17 protein-coding genes are annotated in these 26,322 nt (G+C 70.7%); 9 read left to right on the top strand and 8 right to left on the bottom strand.

What is annotated here, in order from left to right; all coding sequences use genetic code 11:
- Positions 1–34: 34 nt before the first annotated feature.
- The gene (locus ACZ619_RS31095; RefSeq protein ID WP_469605923.1) at positions 35–1,981 is read left to right on the top strand and encodes an FUSC family protein; all 1,947 of its coding nucleotides are present in this window, start codon (positions 35–37) and stop codon (positions 1,979–1,981) included.
- Positions 1,982–2,047: 66 nt separating this feature from the next.
- Here ACZ619_RS31095 and ACZ619_RS31090 read toward each other — a convergent pair whose 3' ends face one another.
- Positions 2,048–4,105, bottom strand: a complete 2,058-nt coding sequence (locus tag ACZ619_RS31090; RefSeq protein WP_469605921.1) for a PhoX family protein — start codon at positions 4,103–4,105, stop codon at positions 2,048–2,050.
- Positions 4,106–4,358: 253 nt separating this feature from the next.
- Between ACZ619_RS31090 and ACZ619_RS31085 the strand changes: the two genes are divergently transcribed.
- From ACZ619_RS31085 to ACZ619_RS31075, 3 genes are all read left to right on the top strand, one after another.
- Complete coding sequence (locus ACZ619_RS31085; protein ID WP_469605919.1) at positions 4,359–6,476, top strand: VWA domain-containing protein; 2,118 nt, start codon at positions 4,359–4,361, stop codon at positions 6,474–6,476.
- Positions 6,477–6,633: 157 nt separating this feature from the next.
- Positions 6,634–8,349 (top strand): methionine--tRNA ligase, encoded by a 1,716-nt coding sequence (metG, locus tag ACZ619_RS31080; RefSeq protein ID WP_469605916.1) that lies wholly within the window; start codon positions 6,634–6,636, stop codon positions 8,347–8,349.
- A 145-nt stretch (positions 8,350–8,494) separates the two neighbouring features.
- Positions 8,495–9,985, top strand: coding sequence for a polysaccharide pyruvyl transferase family protein (locus ACZ619_RS31075; protein WP_469605913.1), 1,491 nt, complete (start codon positions 8,495–8,497; stop codon positions 9,983–9,985).
- 107 nt (positions 9,986–10,092) lie between these two features.
- Here ACZ619_RS31075 and ACZ619_RS31070 read toward each other — a convergent pair whose 3' ends face one another.
- The gene (locus ACZ619_RS31070; RefSeq protein WP_469605911.1) at positions 10,093–11,445 is read right to left on the bottom strand and encodes a pectate lyase family protein; all 1,353 of its coding nucleotides are present in this window, start codon (positions 11,443–11,445) and stop codon (positions 10,093–10,095) included.
- Between the two features lie 171 nt (positions 11,446–11,616).
- Here ACZ619_RS31070 and ACZ619_RS31065 point away from each other — a divergent pair, with 171 nt between their 5' ends.
- The gene (locus ACZ619_RS31065) at positions 11,617–12,093 is read left to right on the top strand and encodes a hypothetical protein (RefSeq protein ID WP_469605909.1); all 477 of its coding nucleotides are present in this window, start codon (positions 11,617–11,619) and stop codon (positions 12,091–12,093) included.
- 117 nt (positions 12,094–12,210) lie between these two features.
- Here the strand turns inward: ACZ619_RS31065 and ACZ619_RS31060 are convergent, their stop codons facing one another.
- From ACZ619_RS31060 to aspS, 3 genes are all read right to left on the bottom strand, one after another.
- The gene (locus ACZ619_RS31060) at positions 12,211–13,164 is read right to left on the bottom strand and encodes an intradiol ring-cleavage dioxygenase (RefSeq protein ID WP_469605907.1); all 954 of its coding nucleotides are present in this window, start codon (positions 13,162–13,164) and stop codon (positions 12,211–12,213) included.
- 211 nt (positions 13,165–13,375) lie between these two features.
- Positions 13,376–14,290 carry an intradiol ring-cleavage dioxygenase gene (locus ACZ619_RS31055; protein WP_469605905.1) on the bottom strand — a complete coding sequence of 305 codons (915 nt, stop codon included), beginning with the start codon at positions 14,288–14,290 and terminating at the stop codon, positions 13,376–13,378.
- Between the two features lie 143 nt (positions 14,291–14,433).
- Positions 14,434–16,197, bottom strand: a complete 1,764-nt coding sequence (gene aspS, locus ACZ619_RS31050; protein ID WP_469605902.1) for an aspartate--tRNA ligase — start codon at positions 16,195–16,197, stop codon at positions 14,434–14,436.
- A 157-nt stretch (positions 16,198–16,354) separates the two neighbouring features.
- On the opposite strand from aspS, the gene ACZ619_RS31045 reads away from it, so the two are divergent.
- Positions 16,355–18,574 carry a SpoIIE family protein phosphatase gene (locus ACZ619_RS31045; RefSeq protein ID WP_469605900.1) on the top strand — a complete coding sequence of 740 codons (2,220 nt, stop codon included), beginning with the start codon at positions 16,355–16,357 and terminating at the stop codon, positions 18,572–18,574.
- On the opposite strand, the gene ACZ619_RS31040 is transcribed toward ACZ619_RS31045, so the two are convergent.
- From ACZ619_RS31040 to ACZ619_RS31030, 3 genes are all read right to left on the bottom strand, one after another.
- Entirely contained in the window at positions 18,571–19,611 is a 1,041-nt protein-coding gene (locus ACZ619_RS31040; protein ID WP_469605898.1) for an AI-2E family transporter, read from the bottom strand. The two genes, ACZ619_RS31045 and ACZ619_RS31040, sit on opposite strands and share 4 nt — an antisense overlap.
- A 141-nt stretch (positions 19,612–19,752) precedes the next feature.
- The gene (locus tag ACZ619_RS31035) at positions 19,753–20,730 is read right to left on the bottom strand and encodes a pirin family protein (protein ID WP_469605895.1); all 978 of its coding nucleotides are present in this window, start codon (positions 20,728–20,730) and stop codon (positions 19,753–19,755) included.
- A 282-nt stretch (positions 20,731–21,012) separates the two neighbouring features.
- Complete coding sequence (locus ACZ619_RS31030; RefSeq protein ID WP_469605892.1) at positions 21,013–21,489, bottom strand: SseB family protein; 477 nt, start codon at positions 21,487–21,489, stop codon at positions 21,013–21,015.
- A gap of 175 nt (positions 21,490–21,664) precedes the next feature.
- Between ACZ619_RS31030 and ACZ619_RS31025 the strand changes: the two genes are divergently transcribed.
- The 3 genes from ACZ619_RS31025 (at position 21,665) to ACZ619_RS31015 (ending at position 26,320) form a co-directional block, all read left to right on the top strand.
- The gene (locus tag ACZ619_RS31025) at positions 21,665–23,491 is read left to right on the top strand and encodes an acyl-CoA dehydrogenase (RefSeq protein WP_469605889.1); all 1,827 of its coding nucleotides are present in this window, start codon (positions 21,665–21,667) and stop codon (positions 23,489–23,491) included.
- Positions 23,492–23,572: 81 nt separating this feature from the next.
- The gene (locus ACZ619_RS31020) at positions 23,573–24,871 is read left to right on the top strand and encodes a M18 family aminopeptidase (protein ID WP_469605886.1); all 1,299 of its coding nucleotides are present in this window, start codon (positions 23,573–23,575) and stop codon (positions 24,869–24,871) included.
- A 342-nt stretch (positions 24,872–25,213) separates the two neighbouring features.
- Positions 25,214–26,320 (top strand): glycosyltransferase family 2 protein, encoded by a 1,107-nt coding sequence (locus ACZ619_RS31015; RefSeq protein ID WP_469605885.1) that lies wholly within the window; start codon positions 25,214–25,216, stop codon positions 26,318–26,320.
- Positions 26,321–26,322: the final 2 nt, after the last annotated feature.

The following is a 26,322-nucleotide window of genomic DNA, read 5'->3' as shown; positions in this document are numbered from 1 at the left end:
CCGCTCCACCAGCGAAGTCACCGATAATGGGCGCATGTCCCGAGAGTTCCCCATCGGCCTCACCCCTCCCGACTGGCTGGTGCGGAACCTCCGGCCCGAGCAGGCGGCGCCCCTCAACTGGGCCGCCCTCGCCCGCGCCGCCCTCGCCATGGCGCTCCCGCTCGCCGTCGGACTCGCCGTCGGACAGCCCGCGTACGGCGCGCTCGCGTCGATGGGCGCCCTGTCCGGGGTCATCGGCGACACCGCCGACGCCTACCGCATGCGGATCCTGAACATCGCGGTCCCGCAGCTGTTCGGCGCCATCGGCGTCACCCTCGGCTCCCTGGTCTACGGCCAGGGCTGGCTGACGGTCGCCGTCGTCACCGGCATCGCCCTGCTCTCCGGGATGATCTCGACGATCGGCGCGGTCTCCTCCGTCTCCGGCCTGCTGCTCCTGCTCAACTCGGTGATCGGCGCGGGCCTGCCGCTGCCCGGCCCCTGGTGGCTCACGCCGGTGCTGATGACCGGCGGCGGCCTGCTGGTCCTGCTGCTCGCCCTGCTGGCCTGGCCGTTGCGCTCGGGCGTACCGGAACGCTCCGCGGTCGCCGCCACCTACCGCACCGTCGCCGACCTGCTCGCCGCGAGCGGCACGGCCGACGGCGAGACCTACGACCGCGCCCGGCACACCGTCACCCAGTCACTGAACCAGTCGTACGACCTGATCCTGGCCCGGCGGGCCCGCTACCGCGGCCGCAACCGCGAACTCACCCGCATGCTGGCCCAGTTGAACGCGATCACCCCGGTGGTGGAGGCCGCCCCCGCCGCCCGGCTCGCCGGGCGGCCGCTGCCGCCCGAGGTCCCGGCGGCGGTCCTGCACATCGCCGAGGCCATCGAGACCGGCTACACCGGCCCCATAGGGCTGCGCCTGCCCGAGCCCGCCAACGAGACCGGCCGGGCCGTCGACCACGCCCTGCGGCACGTGGCCGAGGTCGCCACCACCCCCGACATCGACCCGCGCGGCATCGACGACCGCCTCGGCCGCCCCGCCGCCCTCGGCATCCGCACCGCCCGCGCCGCCCGAGGCGTCGTGCTCTCCGCCAACTCCTGGCGCTACGGCATCCGGCTCGCCCTGTGCATCGGCATCGCCCAGGCCCTGGTCTCCCTCATCCCGGTCCCGCGCTCCTACTGGGTCGCCCTCACCATCACCTTCGTCCTCAAGCCCGACTTCGGCTCGGTCTTCTCCCGCGCACTGCTGCGCGCGCTCGGCACGGTGGCCGGCCTGGTGGTGGCGGCGACGGTCCTCACCGTGGTACCGCGCGGCTGGTGGGACGTACCGGTGATGATGGTCCTGGCCCCGCTGATCCCGGCCCTGACCCCCCGGGGCTACGGCTTCCAGACCGCCGCCATCACCCCGGTGATCCTCCTCCTGTCCGACGTGCTGAACCACCAGGGCACCGCGCTCCTCCTGCCCCGCCTGCTCGACTCCCTGACGGGCTGCGCGATCGCGCTGATCGCCGGCTACCTGCTGTGGCCGGAGAGCTGGCGCACCCGCGTCGGCGACCGGCTCGCCGACGCGGTGGCGGACACCGCCGCGTACGTGGAGCTGGCCTTCGAGGCGGGCGCCGACCCGGCCGCCCGCGCCCGGATGCGCCGCCGTCTCTACCGCGACCTGTCCGTCATCCGTACGGAGTTCCAGCGGGCCCTGAGCGAACCCCCGCCCACCGGCCGCCGCGCAGCCGCCTGGTGGCCGCTCGTCGTCGCCGTGGAACGCATCGTCGACGCGACGACGGCGGCCCGGGTCCGGGTACGGCACGGAGCGCCGCCCCCGGCCCGGGCCGAGGTCGGCCAGGTCGTCCTGCAACTGCGCGAGCTCGCGGAGGGCGTCCGCGAGGCGGAGACCCTGATCGCGGTCCGCACGGACCTCACCGGGCCACCGGACAGCGTCCTGGAACCCCTCCGCCAGGAGGTGGCGGCGGCGAGATCGATCGCCTCACCCCACTGACCCCGCGGCCCCCGCCGCCCCGCCGCCTCCGCGGTCCCACTGCCCCCGCCGTCTCCCGCGGGCGTCTCACACGCCGATGTCGCGCCCGTCCTCGCGCCACACGGCGACGACGGCCGACCGCACGATCCTCCCCGGCCCGTCGGGCCAGGTGCTCGCGGGGCTCTCCACACTCGCGCCGGTGATCTCACCGGGGTGCTGCACGGCCACCAGCACCCGCCGGTCCTGCACCAGCGGACCGCAGGTCTCGGCACCGGTCGGCACGGTCAGGAACTGCTTCAGCTCACCGCGCCGGGCGCCCTTCGTGGCCACGCCGAACAGCCCGTCGTGCGAGCCGAGCTGGTTGCCGTCGGTGGAGATCCACAGGTTGCCGTGCGGGTCGAAGGCCACGTTGTCCGGGCAGGAGATCGGGCTGACGCCGTCCTTCGGGAACCCGGCGAAGTAGGTCGACGGGTCCTGCGGGTCGCCGGCGACCAGGAACAGCGACCAGGCGAACGCCGTGCTGTCCGCGCGGCCCCGGCGCTCGGTCAGCTCCAGAACGTGCCCGTGCTTGTTGCCGTTGCGCGGGTTGGCCTCGTCGGCGGCGGCGTTCGACCCGACGCCGCGGTTGGTGTTGTTGGTGAGGGCGACGTACACCTTGCCGGTGTGCGGGCTGGGCTCGATGTCCTCGGGCCGGTCCATCTTGGTGGCCCCGGCCTTGTCGCCGGCGAGCCGGGTGAAGACGTACACCTCCTCGGCGCTCATCCCCTCCACGTGCGACACCGCACCCTTCGCGGTGGCGGTGGCCAGCGGGATCCACTCCCCGCCGCCGTCGAACTCCCCGTCGGCGGGCAGCTTCCCGGTCCCGTCGATCTCGGCGGCGGGCGAGTCCCCGGTGAGCCGGGCGACGTACAGGGTGCCCTCGTCGAGCAGCGTGGCGTTGTGCTCCCGGGCGGCCCGGCCGTTCCCCTTCCGCATCCTCTTGCTGCCGACGAACTTGTAGAAGTAGTCGAACCGCTCGTCGTCGCCGGAGTAGACGACGGGCCGCCCGTCCTCGGTCAGCCGGACGGTCGCCCCCTCGTGCTTGAACCGGCCGAGCGCGGTCCGCTTGCGGGGCGTGGAGTCCGGGTCGTACGGGTCCAGCTCCACCACGTACCCGAACCGGTGCGACTCGTTGGGCTCCTGGGCCACGTCGAACCGCCGGTCGAACCGCTCCCACTTGCGCTCGGTGGCGCCGGTGCCGAGCCCGTACCGCTTGTCGGTCGTCCGTGTCCCGCCCGCGAAGTACTGGTTGAAGTTCTCCTCGCCGTGCAGCGTGGTGCCCCACGGGGTGGTCCCGCCGGAGCAGTTGTTCAGGGTCCCGAGCACCTTGCGCCCGGTCGGGTCGGCGGAGGTCCGGAGCAGCGCGCCGCCCGCGGCCGGCCCGGTCAGCTCGAACTCGGTGGTGGCGGTGACCCGGCGGTTGAGCGGATGCCGCGGTACGGCGGTCAGCGCGCCGGTCCGCCGGTCCTCCTCGACCACGACGACACCGAGCCCGTGCGCGGCCCAGGCCACCTCCACCTGCTGCCGGGTGGGGGCGGCGGCGTCGTAGCCGCGGAACATCAGCACCTCGTCGGTGTACTCGTGGTTGGCGACGAGGATCTGCCGCCGGTGCTCGCCGGGGAGCGGCAGCAGCGCGAGGAAGTCGTTGTTGTACCCGAACTGGCCGGCCTGCGCGGCGGCGGTCTGGTTCTCCGGGTCGAAGGCCGGGGCACCGCGCAGGATGGGCTCGCCCCAGCGGACCACGACGTTCTGGCCGTAGCCGTCGGGGACGGTGACGGTGTCGGCGGTGTTGGGGGCGACGGAGGTGAACCGGAGCCCACGGGCGCCGCCGGCGGGTTTGGACGCGGCGGCGGGTTCGGACGCGGCGGCGGGTTTCTGCGCACCGACGCTCATGCCACCTGCGGCGACGGCCACCACGGCGGCGGCCCGCACCACGCTCCGCCTGCTCACCGCCTCGGCGATGACGTCACCGACGTAGGCGTTCGAGCTGGTGTTGGGCACCTCGTGGAAGCAGGCGTCACCGCAGCGGAAGCGGCAGGTGAGCGAGGACCGCCCACCGGGATGCGAGTGGGCCGGGGTCCCGACGATCGGCAGCAGTTCGCGCACTTTACTCTCCCCTTGCAAGCTCTTGGTGTGAGCGTGACGTTAAGGGGGTGGCTGTGCACCGGAGGAGCCGCCGCATGAACGAAAGATGAACTACACCCGACCGAGGGGAAGTTGACAGCGGGCCTGGACTCGACCGCGGTGTGCTCGACGGGAGTCATCGCCCCTTCCCAAGATCGCAACCTGGGGCCGCTAACCTTACGTGTCCGTCCTGGCCAGTGATTGACGGCTACAACTCACGCGAAGGGTTGCGCACATGGGCATTCTCACTCTCCTGCGGAACGCATTCGGCAGGTCGCGAAAGCCGCGCCCCGCCGAGGCAGAGGGTGCGGACCAGCTCCCTTCGCAGCCGTCGGCTGCGGTCCCCGAACCCCGCCCGGCAACATCCGGATCCGACGAACACGAACTGGTCTCGGCCGCGTTCAACAACGTCTCGGTCCCCAAGCAGACGTCCCGAACAACAGAACCGGACCTCACCACCCCCGCCCCCGAGGCGGAGGCGGAGGCGGAGGCGGAGGCGGAGGCGGAGGTAGCGGCCGAGGCGGTGACCGAGGCCGCAGCAGAAGCCGAGCCGAAGACCACGGCCGAGGCCGAGGCCGAGCCGAAGACCGCCACGGAAACCGAAGCCGAGCCGGCGACCGAGGCTGAGGCGGACGTCGCCCCGGAAATCTCGGCGGAGGCCGGGACCGCGACTGAGCCGACGGCAGAGATCCCGGCTGAGACCGAGACCGAAGCGAAGGCAGAGGCCGAGGCCGAGCCGGAGACGGCCACGGAAACCGAAGCCGAGCCGGTGGCCGAGAGCGCGACCGAGACCAAGACCGAGGCTGACGCCGAGCCGGAGGCCTCGTCGGAGGCCTCGTCGGAGGCCGGAATTGCGGCCGCGGCCGAAGCGGAGACGGGGACCGAGGCCGCCACGGAAGCCGAGGCGGAGGCACTCGTCGAGCCTGCGGCTGCCGCCGAAAGCACCCCGGCGACCGAGGCTGAGCCGGAGACCGAGGTCCAGGCCGGGGCTGAGATTCAGGCGGAGCCCGAGGCCGAGCCGATCACGGAGCCCGAGGCCACGCCCGCCGCGGAGGCGGTCACCGAGCCGACGGTCGAAACCACGGCCGTCGCCGAGCCCACCGCCGATGCCACCGAACCCGAGGCCGAGCCGGTCACGGAGGCGGTCGCCGAGCCGACGGTCGAACCCGCGCCCGCCGCGGAAACCGGCGCCGATGCCACCGAGCCCGAGGCCGAAGCCACGACAGCCGAAGCAGAGCCCGAGGCCACGCCCGCCGCGGAGGCGGTCACCGAGCCGACGGTCGAAACCACGGCCGTCGCCGAGCCCACCGCCGATGCCACCGAACCCGAGGCCGAGCCGGTCACGGAGGCGGTCGCCGAGCCGACGGTCGAACCCGCGCCCGCCGCGGAAACCGGCGCCGATGCCACCGAGCCCGAGGCCGAAGCCACGACAGCCGAAGCAGAGCCCGAGGCCACGCCCGCCGCGGAGGCGGTCACCGAGCCGACGGTCGAAACCACGGCCGTCGCCGAGCCCACCGCCGATGCCACCGTCACCACGGAGGCCGAGGCCACGACGGCCGAACCGGTCGCCGAGCCCGTCGCCGAAGCGATCGCCGAGCCCGTCGCCGTGGCGGTAGCCGAGGGCGAGGGCGAGGGTGACGTCGGCTCCGCCGGACTGCCCGCGGCCGCCGACGGCGAGTCCGCCCCACAGGCGACCTCACCTGTCCAGGAGACCGGAACGGGTGGTGCGGGTGGGCAAACCCCCGCCGCGGCCGCCCTCACCAAGGCCTCCCTCATCGGCACCCACGCCACCACCTACCTCGTCCTCGACCGCTCCGCGAGCATGCGGCCGTACTACAAGGACGGCTCCGCCCAGGCCCTCGCCGACCAGACCCTCGCCCTCGCCACCCACCTCACCCCGGCCGGCACCACCCCCACCGTCCACGTCGTCTTCTTCTCCACCGAGGTCGACGGCACCACGGACCTCACCCCGGCCTCCGCCGACAACGCGGTCGACGAGGCGCACGCCGGCCTCGGCCGGATGGGCCGCACCAGCTACCACGCCGCCGTGGCCGCCGTACTCGCCCACTACGACGAGCACGCCGCCCCCGGCACCCCCGCCCTCGTCGTCTTCCAGACCGACGGCGCCCCGGACGCGAAGACCCCGGCCACCCAGTCCCTCACGGACGCCGCGAAGTCGCACCCGTCCCTCTTCTTCTCCTTCGTCGCGTTCGGCGAGCACGAGAACAAGGCCTTCGACTACCTCCGCAAGCTGAAGTCCGACAACACGGCGTTCTTCCACGCGGGCCCGACCCCCCTGGAGCTCACCGACGCCGAGCTCTACGACGGTCTCCTGATCGACTGGCGCCCGTAGCGGCCCGGGGCGCACCCACGCCCCGCCCGCGCCCCCGTGCCGCCCGCTTCTCACCCCGTAAAACGGGAAGCGGGCGGCATACACATGTCGGCTACGATTTCAAGGTTCACACCTGTAGGAACCATCTGCAGCAACAGCGACCTGGGAGCAGCCCCCGATGGCTCGACACCTCATCACCAGCGCCCTTCCGTACATCAACGGGATCAAGCACCTGGGCAACATGGTGGGGTCCATGCTCCCGGCGGACGTGTACTCCCGGTACCTCCGCCAGCGCGGCCACGAGGTCCTCTACATCTGCGCGACGGACGAGCACGGCACCCCGGCCGAGCTCGCGGCGAAGGAGCGGGGTCTCCCGGTCGACGCGTTCTGCGCCCAGGCGCACGACGCCCAGAAGGCGGTCTACGACGGCTTCGCGCTCGCGTTCGACTACTTCGGCCGCAGCTCCTCCGCCGAGAACCGCGAGATCACCCAGCACTTCGCCCGCAGGCTGAACGAGAACGGCTTCATCGAGGAGCGGGCGATCCGCCAGGTCTACTCGCCCGCGGACGGCCGCTTCCTGCCCGACCGCTACGTCGAGGGCACCTGCCCGCACTGCGGCTACGACAAGGCCCGCGGCGACCAGTGCGAGAACTGCACCCGCGTCCTGGACCCGACCGACCTGATCGACCCGCGCTCGGCGATCTCCGGCTCCACCGACCTGGAGGTCCGCGAGACCAAGCACCTCTTCCTCCTCCAGTCCAAGCTGGAGAACGAGGTCCGCGAGTGGGTCGCGAAGCACGACAAGGACTGGCCGCAGCTGGCCTCCTCCATCGCCCACAAGTGGCTGACGGAGGGCCTGCACGACCGCGCCATCACCCGTGACCTGGACTGGGGCGTGCCGGTGCCCGCCGACACCTGGCCGGAGCTGGCGGCCGAGGGCAAGGTCTTCTACGTCTGGTTCGACGCCCCGATCGAGTACATCGGCGCGACGAAGGAGTGGTCGGACCAGGACCCGGAGAACCGCGACTGGAAGTCGTGGTGGTACGACGTGGACAGCAGCGTGCGCTACACGGAGTTCATGGCGAAGGACAACGTCCCGTTCCACACGGTGATGTTCCCGGCCACCGAACTCGGCGTCCGCGAGCCGTGGAAGAAGGTCGACTACGTCAAGGCCTTCAACTGGCTGACGTACTACGGCGGCAAGTTCTCCACGTCCCAGAAGCGCGGTGTCTTCACGGACCAGGCCCTGGACATCCTCCCCGCCGACTACTGGCGCTACTTCCTCATCGCCAACGCCCCGGAGTCGGACGACTCGTCCTTCACCTGGGAGCACTTCACGGCGACGGTCAACAAGGACCTGGCCGACACCCTGGGCAACTTCGTCAACCGGGTCCTGTCCTTCTCCCGCAAGCGCTTCGGCGACGACGTCCCGGCCGGCGGCGAGCCGGGCGAGGCGGAGGCGAAGCTGGGCGGCCAGATCGCCGACCTGCTCGCCGAGTACGAGGCCCAGATGGAGGCCCTCCAGTTCCGCAAGGCGGCCGCGGCCCTGCGCGCCCTGTGGTCGGCCGGCAACTCCTACCTGGAGGAGAAGGCCCCCTGGCTGGAGATCAAGACCGACAAGGACGGCGCCGCCCTCACTCTCCGCACGGCGATGAACCTGATCCACCTCTACTCGGTGGTCTCGGAGCCCTTCATCCCGTCGACGGCGAAGACGATGCGCGAGGCGTTCGCCCTGACCGGCGACACCGCCACCTGGGTCACCGCCGACGAGGCGAGGTCCCTGACCGCCGTCCCCGCCGGCACCCCCTTCACCGTCCCCCCGGTCCTGTTCGCCAAGCTCACGGACGAGGACCTGGAGACGTACAAGGAGCGCTTCGGCGGCACGGACGCCTGACCCGCCCCACGGACACACGCCGAAGGCCCGGCAGGAGACACCCCTCCCGCCGGGCCTTCGGCGTGGGGTAAGCCTCAGGAAAGAGGCGGATAATCCTCTTACCCTTCCTTCACCTGGTATTTACCTGCGAGATAGTGTGCCGTTCGTGAAGCGAATCCTGATCCGTTCCGGAAAGAGCCCGTTTCGTGTCGCCAGTCCAACGGAGTTCATCCACCAGGACCTGATCGGCACGAACACCGGCAATCTGCTCTTCAGCGACTCGGCGCACAAAATGCTGTCCACCCCGGACACCGAGGTGACGTCCAACGGCATCCGCACCGATCCCTCCGCCCGCCGGGCCGCGGAGATCAACGAGCAGTACGACGTCTTCGTCGTCCCGCTGGCCAACGCCTTCCGCCCGACGTTCCAGACCTCGCTGGACCGGCTCTCGGCGCTCATCGAGCAGCTCACCATCCCTGTCGTGGTGTTCGGCGTGGGCGCCCAGGCCCCCGCGGACTACGACACCGACTGGCTGAAGCCGATGAACGACTCGGTCCGCCGCTTCGCCCGTGCGGTCCTGGACCGCTCCGCCTCGATCGGCGTCCGCGGCGAACTCACCTCGGACTACCTCAAGGGCCTCGGATTCAACGACATCGACATCATGGGCTGCCCCTCGATGTTCCTGTACGGCGACACCTTCCCCGAGATCCGGGCCACGGAGATCACCAGCGCCTCGCGCATCGCCCTCAACCTCTCGCCGAACGCGATACCCGTGGGGGACATCTCGGGCATGGCCCAGTACGCCTGGGAGCACTACCCCGATCTCACGTACTACGCGCAGAACACCGTCGACGCGGAACTGCTGCTGTGGGGCGACACCACGCAGGAGTCCGGCCACACGGCCCCCTTCCCGCTCCAGCTCAGCCACGCCCTGCTCCAGGAGAACAAGGTCCGCATGCCGCTGGACCCGGCCACCTGGATCAACGAGCTGCGCGGCTACGACTTCGCCTACGGCACCCGGATCCACGGCAACATCGCCGCCCTGCTGGCCGGTACCCCGAGCGTGGTCCTCACCCACGACTCGCGCACCCAGGAACTGTGCCGCTACTTCGACATCCCGTACCGCCCGCTCACCGAACTGAGCGCCGACACCGACCCGCGCGAGCTGTACGAGAACGCCGACTTCTCCGCGATGATCAAGGGCCACGGTGAGCGCTTCGAGCGGATCACCGCCTTCCTCGACCGCAACGACCTTCAGAACACCTACACCCACGGCGACGGCGGCGCCGCCTTCGAGGCCCGGCTGGCCGCCCTCGACCTGCCCGCGTCGATGCCGGTCTGGGACGGCGGGGACGACGGCCAGATGCGGTACCGGATCAGCCGGCTGCGGGAGCGGATCACCGCGGCCGACACCAGGGCGGCCCGGCACGCCAAGGAGAACAGGGAACTGCGCGACCGGCTGGCCACCGCCGAGAAGAAGGCCGCCGAGACGCGGCGCAGTGTGGACGCCCTGCGCAGGGAACTGACCGCCGCCACCAAGCTGCTGTCCACGATGGAACGCCAGGTCAGCGGCATCGACAAGCGGGTCATGGTCCGCATCGGACCGGCCCTGCGCCGCCGCGTCCGCCGCTCGAAGTCCAGGGCCCGCCAGGACTGACCGCCGGCCCGCTCCTGCGTCCCCGGCCCCGGCCCCGGATCCACCGCACGGATCCGGGGCCGGCGCACGCCCGCCGCCCTGCGTGACAGCGGGGCCGCTGAAGCTTCTCAGCTCGTGGTCAGCACGCCCGCGCCCGCCGACTTCGCGAGTTCCGTGGGGAGGTTCTTGGCGCTGGACTCCAGGCCCGCGGTCAGGGTCGGGGCCCAGTTCACCGTTGTCTTGATCTTCTTGGAGTTCGCGGCGTTGTAGGCGGCGACGAGGTCGGTCGTCGTGCCGTTGACCAGGTTGCCGCTGCCCGCGACCGAGCCGGTGCCGTCGCCGCTGAGCAGCTTGGAGACCTTGATGGAGCTGGGCACGGTCCAGTAGTTGTTCTGTGCCACGACCTGCGCCTTGGCGCGGGAGTTGATGCTGTACTGGAGGTTGTAGCCGTTCAGGGGCGTCACGTCGTAGACGTTGTTGTAGATGTGGACCTGGCCGACGCGGGTCAGCGGGGCGCGCTGGACGATGCCCTTCCAGACGTTGTGGTGGAGGGTGACGCGCAGCTTGCCGCTGGGCTCGCTGTCGCTGCTGCCGATCAGCATCGTCTTGTCGTGGCTGGTAAACTGGTTCTGCTCGACGGTCACCAGGTCCGAGCTCTTGGTGATGTCGAGTTCGCCGTCGTGGACCTGGTACTCACGACCGAAGTACTTCGGGTTGGTGCTGTCGAAGTGCCCGGCGTCGGTGAAGGTGTTGTGGTCGGCCCAGACGTGGGTGGCACCGCGCAGGGTGACCGAGTCGTACTCGGAGTTCCAGTTGCCGTCGTCGCCGTCGGTCGGGTCCCACTGCGGGAAGCAGTCCTCGGTGTCGGAGAACGTCAGGTTGCGGACGATGACGTTGTCGACCTTCTGGATCTGGAGCATGCCGCCGGTGATGCCGGCCTTGCTGCCGGGCACGCCGACGATCGTGGTGTTGGCGGGCACCTTGAAGACGATGTTCGCGGCCTGCTTCTTCTGCGCGGCGGCGCGTGCCGTCTCCTGCGTCCCGGAGGGCAGCTCGGAGCTGCCGTACGTCGACGGGTCGAAGGCCTTCAGGTACGAGCTGAGCGTGTAGCCGGTGCCGGCCGCGTAGTCGGCGCAGGCCAGCTTCGTGCCGGAGTCGTCGGTGTTGGCGTCGATGGTGCCCTTGACCTTGATGATGCGCGGGGTGGTGTCGGAGACCGACCCGAGCGCCTTCACCAGCTGGGCGCGGGTGGAGACGGTGAAGGTGTGCGCCGAGTCGGCCTTCGCGCCGCCGGTCGTGCCGGTGCCGGAGGACGCCCAGCCGTCCTTGGCGGCGAGCGTCTGGTGGTAGAGGTCGGCGGCCGAGGTGGCGTTCGCGTTCAGCACGAGGGCACCGGCCCCGACCCCGGCCGCCACGACGGCGGCGGAGACGACGAGGGTACGGCGCTTGCGAAGGGACCGGCGGTGAGAAGCAGAGGCCACGGGGGAAGTCCTTACGTACATCCGGAGCGCGTCCGGAGTGCTGGGCAAGCCCGCGTCGGCGGGCTTCACTCCTCTGTGGTTGTGGAGATCGAAAAGGTTGCCGTGAATTTCTCGTGGCGTCGGACCGCCCCCGACAGCCGCATGTCCACGACACATCCGTATGGTTTCGTCATGGCAACCCCTGATCTCATCCCGATCGCCTACGAGCCGCACGGCCGTACCGACGCGATCGGCCGTTACGCCGACGGACAGTTCCTGGCGTCGGTCACGTACGCCTTCCCCGAGGGGTTCCGGCTCGACGAGGGCTGGGAGGAGCGGAAACGCCTGTACGCGGTGCTCCACCTCTTCGACAAGGACGGCCACTACCGTGACTCGCAGATCTGGTGCGCGGGCAGCTGGGCCGAGCAGCGGCTCGACCCCGACGGCGCCGACTCGGTGCTGTCCCGCGCCCGGGCCCGGCTCGCGACCATGCTGCGCAGCCTGCCCCGGCGGACGTACACGGACATCTCGATACGGCAGTTCCAGCTCACCGTGGACGGCGTGTTCTTCGGCCTGGTGGCCAAGGAGGACGACGACGGCCCCTGGGCCGAGCTCTACCCGGACAACCTCGGCTTCGGCGAGCCGTGGGACGGCCGCTACGACACCTGACCGGCACGGCCGTCCGCTCGCCGCACGGGCGGTCGGCGGATCCACGGCACAGCGTGGGGCGCCCGGGACGTCAACCGTCCCGGGCGCCCCTGTCACGCCGGGTGGAGCCGCGAGGGCTCAGGAGGAGGCCGAGGCCGAGGGCGAGCCGAAGTTCATCGACGCCATGGTGTCGTTGTCGTTCGTCTCGGCGGGGTCGACGCCGACCGTGATCGAGCCGACGAGCCCCGCGGCGAGCCGGTTCCTGCGCACGTAGCGGATGTCCAGGAGACCGCCCTTCGTGCCGCTCCCGTCGTAGATGATGTCCTCCGAGAGCTTGGTCATCGTCGTCTCGTTGGTCGAGTACGGCGCGATCGCCTGGGAGTCGTCGACGATGTCCTGGTCGATGAAGAACTGACCGGTGTGGCAGACGTGGCCGCCCACGTACTCCCGGTCGGAGTTCCACTTGCCGTCGACGTGGACCTTGGCGTGGATGTGCACGCAGCGGCCCGAGTACCAGCCCGGCACGATGGTCCGGAACTCGACGAAGCCGTCCCGGTCCGTGCGCTGGGTGCCGCGCAGGTAGGTCTTGTCGTCCGTGTTCTGCTGGTGGATCGAGGCGCTGGGGTCGATGCTGGGCATGGCGGTCGGGCTCTCCGTGGGCGCAGCGCTGGAGCCGGATCCGCCGTTGGCCGACTCGCTGATCGACTCGTAGCCCGAGTAGGTCCCGACGGCGTCGCAGTGCCAGATGTCGACGGCCGCGTCCCGCAGCGGCCGGCAGGTCTCCGAGTCGACCACCTTGACCTTGAGGGTGAGCGGGATGCCCTCGCGGTCCTCGGTGACGTCCTTGCGGAAGATGTCGAGGTCGAGGTAGTAGGGGCCCTCGGTGGTCTCCGAGGTCAGGGTGTAACAGGTCTCCGACGTGCTCGTGGAGCTCGCGGACGACTTCTTCTTGGGTTCGTCCGCCTGCGCGGCCAGGGCCAGACCGCCGCCCAGACCCACGGCGGCGACCGCTCCCGCGCCCACCACGACGACCTTGCGGCGCGTCACGTCGTTCTTGTGTTTCGGCTCTTCGGCCGACCGGTTGTCCGTCATGGCCGGGAAACGTAGAAGACCAGGCTGGTAGAAGTGGGGGAGAACGCTTTGGATTTCATGTCTGTGCAAAGCACCGCCGAAATCGCGGCGAGGATCACGCCATTTCTCAGAAAAATCGCTTGAAAGGCTTGCCTTACTTTAGCCCGGTAGATGTCGGAAAAATGGCGGCGGGCCCTGAACGATCCCGTTCAGGGCCCGCGTAAGGGGTATGTCAGCCGTCGTTCGTGTCGCTCGGCTCGACGCCCAGCGTCAGATGGCCGCGGACGCCCCGGTCGATGTGGTGGTGGTCGTACTTCAGGTAGAGCAGTCCGCCCGCGTGACCGTTGTCCGGGTAGATCGAGTCACCGTCGAGGGTGGTCCGGGTCGTGGTGTTGCTGGCGTAGGGCTCGACCTCGGCCGACAGGAGCACCGACGTCTCGTCGAAGAAGAGCTGGCCCGTGTGGCAGGTGTGCCCGCCCTCGTAGCCCGCGTCCGTCCACTCGCCGTCCACGTGCACCTTGACGTGGATGTGGACGCACCGGCCCTGGTACCAGCCGGGGAACACGGTCTTGAAGGAGACGTGCCCGTGGCGATCCGTGTGCCAGGTGCCGCGCAGGTAGCGGGTGTCGTCGGTGGGCTCCTGGTGGCCGCCGCCACCGCCCGGCGGGGGCCCGGTGGGGACGTCGGTCGGCACGTCGGTGGGGGCGTCGGTGGGCGGGGTGCCGCCACCGCCACCGCCGCCGCTGCCCACCGCCTCGTACCCGGAGTAGACGCCCGACGCGTTGCAGTGCCAGATGTCGACGGCCGCGTTCCTGAGCGGCCGGCAGGTCTCCGCGTCGATCACCTTGAGGGTGAGGTGCAGGGGGATGCCCTCCTGGTCCTCGGTGACGTCCTGGCGGAGCTTGTCGGCGTCGATGTAGTACGGGCCCTCGACCAGTTCGGAGGTGAGCGTGTAGCAGGCGCCCTCCGAGGCCGAGGCGGCCGCTCCGGCGCCGTCCTCCGCGCTCGTGCCGTCGGTCGCGGCGAAGGCGCTGCCGACGCCGACCGCGGTCACGGCCACACTGCCGGCCGCGAGGACCGTACGGCGGGCCAGTTTCCTTTTTTCTTCGGGAGACGGCGAATCCATGGGGGTGTGGGTGTCTGTCATGGACAGGGACCGTAGGCAAGCCGCAGCCTGTGGGAACATCGGAGAGAGCTGTGAATTATCTGGAACAAGGGAAAGGCTCGAAACCGACGCCGGTTTCGAGCCTTTCCCTTGAATGCCCTGCTTATGCCCTCTTTCCGCAGGCCTTACTTCGGCTGCGGCTTCCGGACGGAGAGGTGCAGCTCGCGCAGGCGGGCCTCCTCCAGCTCGGTCGGCGCGCCCATCATCAGGTCCTGGGCGTTGCCGTTGAGCGGGAAGGCGATGGTCTCGCGGATGTTGGGCTCGTCGGCGAGGAGCATCACGATGCGGTCCACGCCGGGGGCGATGCCGCCGTGCGGCGGGGCGCCGAAGCGGAACGCGCGGAGCATGCCGGCGAACTTGTCCTCGACGGTCTCCCGGTCGTAGCCGGCGATCTCGAAGGCCTTGAGCATGATCTCGGGCTCGTGGTTCCGGATCGCGCCGGAGGACAGCTCGACGCCGTTGCAGACGATGTCGTACTGCCAGCCCAGGATGTCCAGCGGGTCCTGGGTCTCCAGGGCCTCCAGACCGCCCTGCGGCATGGAGAACGGGTTGTGCGAGAAGTCGATCGCGCCGGTGTCCTCGTCCTTCTCGTACATCGGGAAGTCGACGATCCAGCAGAACCGGAACACGCCCTCCTCGAAGTGCCCGGCCCGCTTGGCGGCCTCGACCCGCACCGCGCCCATGATCTTCGAGACCTCGTCGAACTCGCCCGCGCCGAAGAACACGGCGTGACCGGCGGCCAGCTGGAGCCGCTTGGTCAGCTCGGCGACGTTCTCCTCGGTGAGGAACTTGGCGATCGGGCCGGACAGCGAGCCGTCCTCGGCCACCCGGACCCAGGCGAGGCCCTTGGCGCCCTGCGAGACCGCGAAGTCACCGAGCTGGTCGAAGAACTTGCGGGGCTGCGCGGAGACGTCCGGCACCGCGAGCGCGCGCACGTGCTTGCCGGCGAAGGCCTTGAACTCCGAGCCCTCGAAGATGTCGGTGATGTCGACGAGCTCCAGCTGGGCGCGGAGGTCCGGCTTGTCGGAGCCGTACTTCAGCATCGCCTCGCGGAACGGGATCCGCGGGAACGGCGACGTCACGGGGCGGCCGTTGCCGAACTCCTCGAAGAGCTCGGTCATGAGCCGCTCGATCGGGCGGAAGACGTCCTCCTGCTCGACGAAGCTCATCTCGACGTCGAGCTGGTAGAACTCGCCGGGCGAGCGGTCGGCGCGGGCGTCCTCGTCGCGGAAGCAGGGCGCGATCTGGAAGTAGCGGTCGAAACCGGAGATCATCAGCAGCTGCTTGAACTGCTGCGGGGCCTGCGGCAGGGCGTAGAACCGGCCAGGGTTCAGACGCGAGGGCACCACGAAGTCACGGGCGCCCTCGGGGGAGGTCGCCGACAGGATCGGGGTCGCCATCTCGTTGAAGCCCAGCGCCGTCATCTTGTGGCGGATGGCCGAGATCACGGCCGTACGCAGCATGATGTTGCGGTGCATGCGCTCGCGGCGCAGGTCCAGGAAGCGGTATTCCAGCCGCCGCTCCTCGTTGACGCCGTCCTCGGCGTTGATCGTGAACGGCAGCGGGGCGGCCGCGCCGAGCAGCTCGACCTCGCCGACCTCGACCTCGACCTCGCCGGTGGGCAGGTCGGAGTTGATGTTCTCGGCGCCGCGGGAGACGACCTTGCCGTCGACCCGTACGGTCGACTCCTTGCTCAGCTTGTCCAGCGCCTCGTAGGCGGCCGTGCCCGGACGCGCCACGAGCTGGGTGATGCCGTAGTGATCGCGCAGATCGATGAAGAGGATGCCGCCCAGGTCGCGCCGATTGTGCAGCCAGCCACTCAGCCGGACGTCGGTGCCGACGTCAGAGGAGCGGAGCTCGCCGCAGGTGTGGGACCTGTACCGATGCATCGTGGTTCATCCAGCCTTCGCGGATCGGGGTGGGATTTCAGCCTGGTGTTTCACGTGAAACACCACCCAGCGTACCGGGCCCCTCAGGGCCGCCTCTCCCGATTACCGGGTCGATGATCGGTGGCATTTTCCGATCCGGTCTTCTTAAAGTGGGGCAATGCGAACTGGCGAGCCCCTGCCCGCCGTGGAGGACGTCCTCGCCGCCCTCGCGACCGGGCTGTGGCACTGGGACACCGCCACCGGCCTGGTCACCACGGACGCGGAGGCCGCCCGGCTCATCGGGCTGCCGGCCGAGTCGTCCGTCCTGTCGGAGTCCCTGGTCCGGTCCCGTTTCCACCCGGTCGACTGGAACGAGAACACCAGCATCACCCGGCTGGCCGCCGTCGAGGGCACCCTCGCGGAGGTCCGGCTGCGGGTCATGGACGAGCGGGGCCGGCTGATACGGACCGTGCGCAGCCGTTTCAGACCGGTCTTCGACTCCAAGGAGCGCGTGTACCGGGTCACGGGCACCCTCCAGGAGGTCACCGAGCCGACCCCGGGCACCGCCGCCCGGCATCCGGTCACCGGTGACTGGCGGCGCTCCCGGGAGGCGTTCCTGCTGGACGCGGGCCGGGCGCTGGCCGAGGCGCGGTCCACGGAGGAGGTGCTGCGGGTCGCCGCGGGCCTGTCGATGCCCGGGTTCTCCCCGGACGGACTGGCCGTCTTCAGCGCCAAGGGCGACCAGCTGGTGATCATCGGCCACCACGGGCAGCAGCTCGGCGACGACAGCCCCTTCACCAGCATGCCGCTGGAGACGGACTACCCGGCGGCGGAGGTGGTGCGGACGGGCCGGGCCGTCTATCTCTCCTCCCCCGAGCAGTACAGGTCCCGCTACCCGGTGATCTGGCCGCTGGCCGAGCGCTTCCACCGGGAGTCCTGGGCCTTCCTGCCGCTGACCGTGGCCGGCCGGACCATGGGCGCCTGGATGGCGGGCTTCGCCTACCCGGTCTCGTTCACCCCGGACGAGCGGTCCGTGCTCACCACGGTGGCCCGGATGCTCGCCCAGGCGCTCTCCCGGGCCGGCATCGCCGACTCGGAGCGGGAGCTGACGGACGGCCTCCAGCGCTCCATGCTGCCGACGCTGGGCCCCGAGATCCCCGGCATGGAGGCGGCCGCCCGCTACATACCGACCGGCGGCGGACTCCAGGTCGGCGGCGACTGGTACGACATGATCCCGCTGCCCTCCGGCCGGTTCGCGCTGGTCATCGGGGACGTCCAGGGCCATGACGTACGGGCCGCGGGGCTGATGGGCCAGCTCCGGATCGCGCTGCGCGCGTATGCCTCCGAGGGCCACCGCCCGGACGCGGTCCTCTCCCGGGCCTCCCGCTTCCTGCACGGCATCACCTACGACGAGGAGATCGCCGACCTGCGGTTCGCGACCTGTCTGTACGTCGAGGCGGACCCGGCCACCGGGGTGCTGGAGATCGCCCGCGCGGGACATCTGGACCCGACGATCCGGATGGCCGACGGCACGGTGCTGCGGCGGCCGACGGCGGGCGGGCTGCCGCTGGGCATCGACCCGGACGCCGACTACCCGACGACGCGGTTCGCCCTCGAACCCGGCGAGACCATGATGATCTGCACCGACGGTCTGATCGAGACCGGCGGCCACGACATCGAGACGGGCTGGCAGCGGATCCGGGCGACCCTGGAGGAACACGACGGCGACCTGGAGAAACTGGCCGACGCGCTGGTCCAGGCCGTGCACGGCCCCTCCTCCCACCACACCACCGGGCCGCTGGCCGACCGCCGCGAGGACGACATCGCGCTCCTGCTGCTCTCCCGGCCGGGCGCCGGGCGCGGCGAGGAGCCCTTCGCGCCACGGCCCCGGATGCGGCGCACGCTGCTGTCGGTGGGCCAGGACGAGCCCGAGCGGATCGCCGAGGCCCGCCAGCAGGTGCGCGAGCTGCTGCACGACTGGAGCTCGTCCGACCAGGTCGACTCGGCGGTGCTGCTGGTCTCCGAGATGCTCACGAACGTCCTCGTCCACACCGACGCGGACGCGCTGCTGCTCGCCGAGGTCGCCGGCGCCGCGCCCGGGCGCCGGCTGCGCATCGAGGTCACGGACGCGGGCGACGACCTCCCGCACAAGCGACGGCCCGGCGAGCTGGCCTCCTCCGGCCGCGGCCTGGTCCTGATCGAACTGCTCGCGGACGCGTGGGGGGTGGACCCGCGCGGCGAGGGCAAGAGCATCTGGTTCGAGCTGTACGAGAGCGAGAACGAGAACGAGAGCAAGGACGGGGACGGGGAGAGGGACAGCGGCAGGGACGGGGACGGGGACGGGGAGAGGGACGGCGGCGGGAGCGCGGGCGTGGGCGAGGGCGCGGGCGCGGGTTAGTCGCCCGGGGCCGGCGCGTACCGGCCGCGCAGTTCGTGCACGACGCCGAAGGCGGCCGCGGTGAGCGGTACGGCCAGCAGCATGCCGAGGATTCCGGCGACGGAGGCTCCGGCCGTGATGGCCAGCATCACCACCGCCGGGTGCATCTGCACGGTGCGGCTCTGGATCATGGGCTGCAGCACATGCCCCTCCAGCACCTGCACGGCGAGGACGACGCCGAGCGCCCACAGGGCGATGACGAAACCCCGGTCGGCGAGGGCGACCAGCACGGCGACGGCACCGGAGAGGAAGGCGCCGAGGTAGGGGATGTAGGCGCCGACGAAGACCAGCGCGCCGAGGCCGACCGCGCCGGGCACCTGGAGGATCAGCAGGCCGATGGTGATGCAGACGGCGTCGATGAGGGCGATCAGGGTCGTACCGCGCATGAACCCCTCGATGCCCTCGAAGGCGCGGCGGGCCATGGCCTCCAGCACGTCGGAGCTGCGTCCGGGCGCGACGGCCCGCAGGGTGTCCACGAAGAGGTGGGAGTCGCGCAGGAAGAAGAAGACGAGGAGCAGCGCGAGGACGGCCATGGCGATGCTCTCGCCGACCACGCTGACCCCGCTGATGACGTTGGAGGCGGCCGTCCCGCCGAACTTGCCGAGCAGTTCCCGGGCGCTGCCCGCCAGGTCTCCGAGGGAGGTCCCGGCGGCGCCGAAGTGCTCGGCGACCGACCGCGCGGCGTCCTTCAGCGAGGCGACGATCTCGTCACCGGTCTCGACGAGCGCGGCGACGACGATGTAGACGGCTCCGCCGACCACACCGACCACGGCGACACAGGTCAGCCCGGCGGCGACGGAACGGTGCACGCCGGCCGCCACGAGCCTGCGGTACAGCGGCCCGAGCAGCGCGGTGCCCAGCAGCGCGAGCAGCACGGGCGTCACCGCGGTGCGGAACTCCGAGCAGAGCCGGATACCCACCCAGCCGACGCCCGCGGCCAGCAGCAGCACGGCACACCACGCGGCGAACCGGCGCACAGCCTCGGGCAACAACGACACCCGACCAGCCCACCACACCCCCACCCGCCCGTCCCCCCGCACACGCCGACCGGGTGACTCTCCCGTGGGCGGCGGCGCGGGACGGGAAGCGGGAAGAGGCCCGGCGCGGGGATGCGGCAGGCCTCTTCGGGGTGGGGTGGGTCAGGACCGGGGGCCGGACTCCGTCATGCCGTGCACCGCCGGGACCGTGCCGAGGCGGCCCTTCTGGAAGTCCTCGAAGGCCTGCATCAGCTCGTCCTTGGTGTTCATGACGAACGGGCCGTAGTGGGCCATGGGCTCACGGATCGGCTGCCCGCCCAGGAGCACGACCTCCAGGTCGGGCGTGTGCGAGTCCTGCTTCTCGTCCGCGCGGACGGTCAGCGAGGAGCCGGCGCCGAAGACGGCGGTCTGGCCGAGGTGGATCGGACGGCGCTCCGCGCCCACCGACCCCTTGCCCGCCAGCACGTACGCCAGCCCGTTGAAGTCCTCGCGCCACGGCAGCGTGAGCTCGGCACCGGGCGCGAGCGTCGCGTGGATCATCGTGATCGGCGTGTGCGTGATGCCGGGGCCGGCGTGGCCGTCGAGGTCGCCCGCGATGACGCGCAGCAGCGCACCGCCGTCGGGGGACGCCAGCAGCTGGACCTGGCCGCCGCGGATGTCCTGGTAGCGCGGGGCCATCATCTTGTCCTTGGCGGGGAGGTTCACCCACAGCTGGAGGCCGTGGAAGAGACCGCCGGACATGACCAGGGCCTCCGGCGGCGCCTCGATGTGGAGGAGACCGGAACCGGCCGTCATCCACTGGGTGTCGCCGTTGGTGATGGTGCCACCGCCGCCGTTGGAGTCCTGGTGGTCGAAGACGCCGTCGATGATGTAGGTGACGGTCTCGAAGCCACGGTGCGGGTGCCACGGCGTGCCCTTGGGCTCACCCGGCGCGTACTCCACCTCACCCATCTGGTCCATCATGATGAACGGGTCGAGATGACGGTAGTTGATCCCCGCGAACGCCCGGCGCACCGGGAAGCCCTCTCCCTCGAAACCGCTCGGCGCGGTCGTGACGGCGAGCACGGGTCGGGCCACGGCATCGGCCGAGGCGGCCACTCGGGGCAGGGTCAACGGGTTCTCGACGGTCACTGCAGGCATGTTGGCTCCTCCTTGTGCGCCCAGTTTAGTTGAGCGTTGAACTTTCTGCCACCCCCAACACCGCCGGCGCGCGGAGCATTCCCCCACGGGCGGACGGCGCGGATCACCGGGCGTACCGACGGAACGGACCGCACCCGGCCCCGGCCGGGCAACAGAACGCCGCCGGTCCCGGAGGGGCCGGCGGCGGAGAAGACGAAGAAACGGTTCCCGCTCACGCGGGGCACAGTAGGCGAGCCCGGCGGGCGGACGGGGACATTCAGGGGTACGACCGGACCGCGGCCGTCAGCCGTACATCCGGCGCATCGCGAACTCGACCATCTGCTCGACGGCCTTCGAGTCGAAGACCATCCGGTGCTCGCCCTCCATGTCCAGGACGAAGCCGTAGCCGGTCGGGAGCAGGTCGATGACCTCCGCACCCGTGATCACGAAGTACTTGGACTCCTTGCCCGCGTACCGACGCAGTTCCTTCAGCGAGGTGAACATCGGGATCACCGGCTGCTGGGTGTTGTGCAGTGCGAGGAAGCCGGGGTTGTCACCGCGCGGGCAGTAGACCTTGGAGGTGGCGAAGACCTGCTGGAAGTCCTCGGCGGTCACCTGACTGGTGGTGAAGGCGCGCACCGCCTCCGCGAGGGACGGCGGGGACGGCTCGGGGTAGAGCGGCGGCTGCTGGCCGTAACCGCCGTGGCCGCCCGGCATCTGCTGCTGGGCGTACTGCTGCTGCGCAGCCCCACCGTCCATGGACTGGCCGTATCCATACATGCGCGCAAGCCTACCGAGACCCGGGGCGCGCACGAGAAGGTAGACCCTTCTCACACTTGGACCGATGGGGGTTGCGTCTTATTACCGGCGGGTAGCATCATCGGAGCTACTCGTTGGTATGTGAAACAGGCGCGAGGAGTCAGTGCCTCGCCGATCCGGATACGGAGCAGTCACCATGGGGCACTACAAGTCCAACCTCCGCGACATCGAATTCAACCTGTTCGAAGTGCTCGGGCGCGACAAGCTGTACGGCACCGGCCCGTTCGGCGAGATGGACACCGACACCGCGAAGAGCGTCCTGGAGGAGCTGACCCGGCTCGCCGAGAACGAGCTCGCGGAGTCCTTCGCCGACGCCGACCGCAACCCGCCGGTCTTCGACCCGGAGACCAACACCGCGCCGGTCCCGGCCTCCTTCAGGAAGAGCTACAAAGCCTTCATGGACTCCGAGTACTGGCGCCTCGGCCTGCCCGAGGAGATCGGCGGCACCACCGCCCCGCCGTCGCTCATCTGGGCGTACGCGGAGCTGGTCCTCGGCGCCAACCCGGCCGTGTGGATGTACTCCTCCGGCCCGGCGTTCGCCCGCATCCTCTTCGACGAGGGCACCGAGGAGCAGCGGAAGTGGGCGCAGATCGCCGTGGACCGCACCTGGGGTTCGACCATGGTGCTCACCGAGCCCGACGCGGGTTCGGACGTGGGCGCCGGCCGCACCAGGGCGGTCCGGCAGGAGGACGGCTCCTGGCACATCGAGGGCGTGAAGCGCTTCATCACCTCCGGTGAGCACGACATGGAGGAGAACATCCTCCACTACGTGCTGGCGCGGCCGGAGGGCGCCGGTCCCGGCACCAAGGGCCTCTCCCTCTTCCTCGTCCCCAAGTACCTGTTCGACGGCGACTCCGGCGAGCTGGGCGAGCGCAACGGCGTCTACGCGACCAACGTCGAGCACAAGATGGGCCTGAAGGCCTCCAACACCTGCGAGATGACCTTCGGCGACCGCCACCCGGCCAAGGGCTGGCTGATCGGCGACAAGCACGAGGGCATCCGCCAGATGTTCCGGATCATCGAGTTCGCCCGGATGATGGTCGGCACGAAGGCCATCTCCACGCTCTCGACCGGCTACCTCAACGCGCTCGAGTACGCCAAGGAGCGCGTCCAGGGTCCCGACCTCGCGAACTTCATGGACAAGTCCGCGCCCAAGGTCACCATCACCCACCACCCCGACGTGCGCCGCTCGCTGATCACGCAGAAGGCGTACGCCGAGGGCATGCGCGCCCTCGTCCTCTACACCGCCTCGGTCCAGGACGCGATCGCGGTCAAGGAGGCGGCCGACGAGGACGCCTCGGCCGAGCACGCGCTCAACGACCTGCTCCTGCCGATCGTCAAGGGCTACGGCTCCGAGAAGGGCTACGAGCAGCTCGCCCAGTCGCTCCAGACCTTCGGCGGCTCCGGGTTCCTCCAGGAGTACCCGATCGAGCAGTACATCCGCGACGCCAAGATCGACACCCTGTACGAGGGCACCACCGCGATCCAGGGCCAGGACTTCTTCTTCCGGAAGATCGTCCGCAACCAGGGCGCGGCGCTGAACTCTCTCGCCGAGGACATCAAGAAGTTCCTCGCGCTCGGCACCGGCGGCGAGGAGCTGGCCGGCGCCCGCGAGCACCTCGCGAAGGCGGCCGTCGAGCTGGAGGCGATCGTCGGCCTGATGCTGACCGACCTCGCGGCCACCGAGCAGGACGTCAGGAACATCTACAAGGTGGGCCTGAACACCTCGCGCCTGCTGCTCGCCTCCGGCGACGTCATCGTCGGCTACCTGCTGCTCAAGGGCGCCGCGATCGCCGCCGAGAAGCTGGAGACGGCGTCGGGCAGGGACAAGCCGTTCTACACCGGCAAGATCGCGGCCGCGAAGTTCTTCGCCGCCAACGTGCTGCCGGGCGTCACCCTGGCCCGCAAGGTCGCCGCCGGTGTCGACCTCGACCTGATGGAGCTGGACGAGGCGGCCTTCTGACCGTCCCGGCCCACCGGCCACCGCGCGGGCCCGCTCCCCGTCCGAGGGAGCGGGTCCGCGTACGTCGTTAAGGTGAATGGCATGAGCGAACCCTCCCGCTTCGACCGCGGCCACACCGACGACCTGATGACCTTCCTCGCGGCGAGCCCCACGCCGTACCACGCCGTGGCGAACGCCGGCGAGCGGCTGGAGAAGGCCGGTTTCCGGCAGGTCGCCGAGACGGACGCCTGGGACGGGACGGCCGGCGGCAAGTACGTGCTGCGCGGCGGCGCGATCATCGCCTGGTACGTCCCGGAGGGCGCCGCGCCCCACACGCCGTTCCGGATCGTCGGCGCGCACACCGACTCCCCGAACCTGCGGGTCAAGCCCCGCCCGGACACCGGGGCGCACGGCTTCCGCCAGGTCGCCGTCGAGGTCTACGGCGGACCGCTCATGAACTCCTGGCTAGACCGGGACCTGGGCCTGGCCGGCCGGCTCAGCCTGCGCGACGGCTCGACCCGCCTGGTCGACGTGCACCGTCCGCTGCTGCGGGTGCCCCAGCTCGCCATCCACCTGGACCGCACGGTGAGCAGCGACGGGCTCAAGCTGGACAAGCAGCGCCATCTCCAGCCGATCTGGGGACTGGGCGACGACGTCCGCGACGGCGGCCTGATCGCCTTCCTGGAGGCGGAGACGGGGCTGGCGCGCGGCTCGGTCACCGGCTGGGACCTGATGACGTACGCCGTCGAGCCGCCCGCCTACCTGGGCCGTGACGAGGAGCTGCTGGCGGGCCCGCGGATGGACAACCTGCTGTCCGTGCACGCCGGTACGGCGGCGCTGGCGGCCGTGGCGACGGGCGGCTCCGAGCCGGCGTACATCCCCGTGCTGGCCGCCTTCGACCACGAGGAGACCGGCTCGCAGTCGGACACCGGCGCGGACGGGCCGCTGCTCGGCGGGGTGCTGGAGCGCTCGGTGCTGGCGCGCGGCGGATCGGCCGAGGACCGGGCGCGCGCCCTCGCCGCCACCATCTGCCTCTCCTCCGACATGGGCCACGCCGTCCACCCCAACTACGCCGAGCGCCACGACCCGACGCACCACCCGCGCGCCGGCGGCGGGCCGATCCTCAAGGTCAACGTCAACAACCGCTACGCGACGGACGGTTCGGGCCGCGCGGTGTTCGCCGCCGCCTGCGAGCGGGCCGGGGTCCCGTTCCAGACCTTCGTCTCCAACAACTCCATGCCCTGCGGCACCACGATCGGCCCGATCACCGCGGCCCGCCACGGCATCCAGACCATCGACATCGGCGCGGCCATCCTCTCCATGCACAGCGCCCGCGAACTGTGCGGCGCCGACGACCCGTTCCTGCTGGCCAACGCGCTGGTGGCGTTCCTGCGCGACTGAGCGGGTCCGGCGCGGTCCGGCGCGGTCCGGCGCGCCGGACATGTCCGCCGGGCTCCTGGGTAGCCGCCCTCCGCCGGAAAGCATCGCCCGGCGCCGCCGGGTCGCCGCACCGCCGACGGCCGTGGTGGAGGAGGAACGGCACCATCACGACCGTCACGGATTCGGCGACAGGTACGGCACCTAAAGGGGCACACAGGGTCATCACAGGCAACCGTGAGCAATCCGTTACAGCATTCAACTATCGGAGTTGTAGGAGTTCCGTGAAGACTGTGGGCCACTGACGGGTCCGGAATATCGCCATCCGGTCCCACCAACGGCATTCACGACGGGGGGACTCGGGCTGTGCGCCGTCACGCCGCCCGCCGGGCACACGCCGCTCCCGAGGAGCCGGGCGACAGACCGAGACTCGCCGTCCTGATACCGGCCCACAACGAGCAGGACCGCATCGCCGCCGCCATCGACGGCCTCTGGGAGCAGACCCGGCGCCCCGACTTGATCGTCGTCGTCGCCGACAACTGCACCGACGACACCGCCGCCATCGCCGTCGAGCACGGCGCCCACGTCTTCCGCACCGAGGACAACACCCACAAGAAGGCCGGCGCCCTCAACCAGGCCATCGCCTGGGTGCTGCCGCACATGGACGACCGCGACCTGCTCCTCGTCCAGGACGCCGACACCGTCCTGAACCCCTGGTTCGTCGAGACCGCGCTCGCCACCTTCAACCGCAAGGTCGGCGCGGTCGGCGGCGTCTTCTACGGCGAGGACGGCGGCGGCTTCCTCGGCCTGCTCCAGCGCATGGAGTTCCACCGCTACGCCTGGGAACTGGAGCGCACCGGCGGCAAGGCCCAGGTCCTCACCGGCACCGGCACCATGTTCCGCGCCCGGGTGCTGCGCGAGGTCCGCAACGCCCGCCGCACCGGCGAACTCGGCGGCGGCACCGGCTACTACAGCCTCGCCTCGCTCACCGAGGACGACGAGATGACCAAGGCGGTCAAGACCCTCGGCTACCGGGCCATGTCCCCGGCGGGCTGCTCGGTCACCACCGAGGTCATGCCGACGCTGGGCAAGCTCTGGCACCAGCGGCTGCGCTGGCAGCGCGGCGCCCTGGAGAACCTCCGCGACTACGGCTGGACGCGGGTCACCGCCCGCTACTTCATGCAGCAGTTCCTGATGGGCTTCGGCGCGCTCTCCTTCCTCGTCTACCTGACCTACATGGCCGCGTACACCTCGCTGTACGGCTGGCCCGGCTTCTCGCCGTTCTGGACGGCGATCGGCGTGATCTTCGTCGTCGAGAAGACCGTCTCGGTGCGGCGGGCGGGCCCGAAGGCCGTCCTGGTCGCCGCCCTGATGGTCCCCGAGATGCTCTACGACCTCTTCCAGCACGCCGTCTACTTCACCTCGCTGTGGGGACTCGTCCGCCGCAGCGAGGAGAAGTGGGTGGCCACGTGAGA

This window comes from Streptomyces sp. NPDC104367, from assembly GCF_055583825.1.
The sequence above is the reverse complement of the archived record's forward strand: the minus strand, read 5'-3'. Positions and strand labels throughout refer to the sequence as shown.

Coding starts and splice junctions, on each gene's coding strand:
- ACZ619_RS31060 (WP_469605907.1), bottom strand. CDS start 13,164: ATGACGGACAACCGGTCGGCCGAAGAGCCGAAACACAAGAACGACGTG.
- ACZ619_RS31030 (WP_469605892.1), bottom strand. CDS start 21,489: ATGTATGGATACGGCCAGTCCATGGACGGTGGGGCTGCGCAGCAGCAG.
- ACZ619_RS31085 (WP_469605919.1), top strand. CDS start 4,359: ATGGGCATTCTCACTCTCCTGCGGAACGCATTCGGCAGGTCGCGAAAG.
- ACZ619_RS31025 (WP_469605889.1), top strand. CDS start 21,665: ATGGGGCACTACAAGTCCAACCTCCGCGACATCGAATTCAACCTGTTC.
- ACZ619_RS31055 (WP_469605905.1), bottom strand. CDS start 14,290: ATGACAGACACCCACACCCCCATGGATTCGCCGTCTCCCGAAGAAAAA.
- ACZ619_RS31035 (WP_469605895.1), bottom strand. CDS start 20,730: ATGCCTGCAGTGACCGTCGAGAACCCGTTGACCCTGCCCCGAGTGGCC.
- ACZ619_RS31045 (WP_469605900.1), top strand. CDS start 16,355: ATGCGAACTGGCGAGCCCCTGCCCGCCGTGGAGGACGTCCTCGCCGCC.
- ACZ619_RS31095 (WP_469605923.1), top strand. CDS start 35: ATGTCCCGAGAGTTCCCCATCGGCCTCACCCCTCCCGACTGGCTGGTG.
- ACZ619_RS31020 (WP_469605886.1), top strand. CDS start 23,573: ATGAGCGAACCCTCCCGCTTCGACCGCGGCCACACCGACGACCTGATG.
- metG (WP_469605916.1), top strand. CDS start 6,634: ATGGCTCGACACCTCATCACCAGCGCCCTTCCGTACATCAACGGGATC.
- ACZ619_RS31065 (WP_469605909.1), top strand. CDS start 11,617: ATGGCAACCCCTGATCTCATCCCGATCGCCTACGAGCCGCACGGCCGT.
- aspS (WP_469605902.1), bottom strand. CDS start 16,197: ATGCATCGGTACAGGTCCCACACCTGCGGCGAGCTCCGCTCCTCTGAC.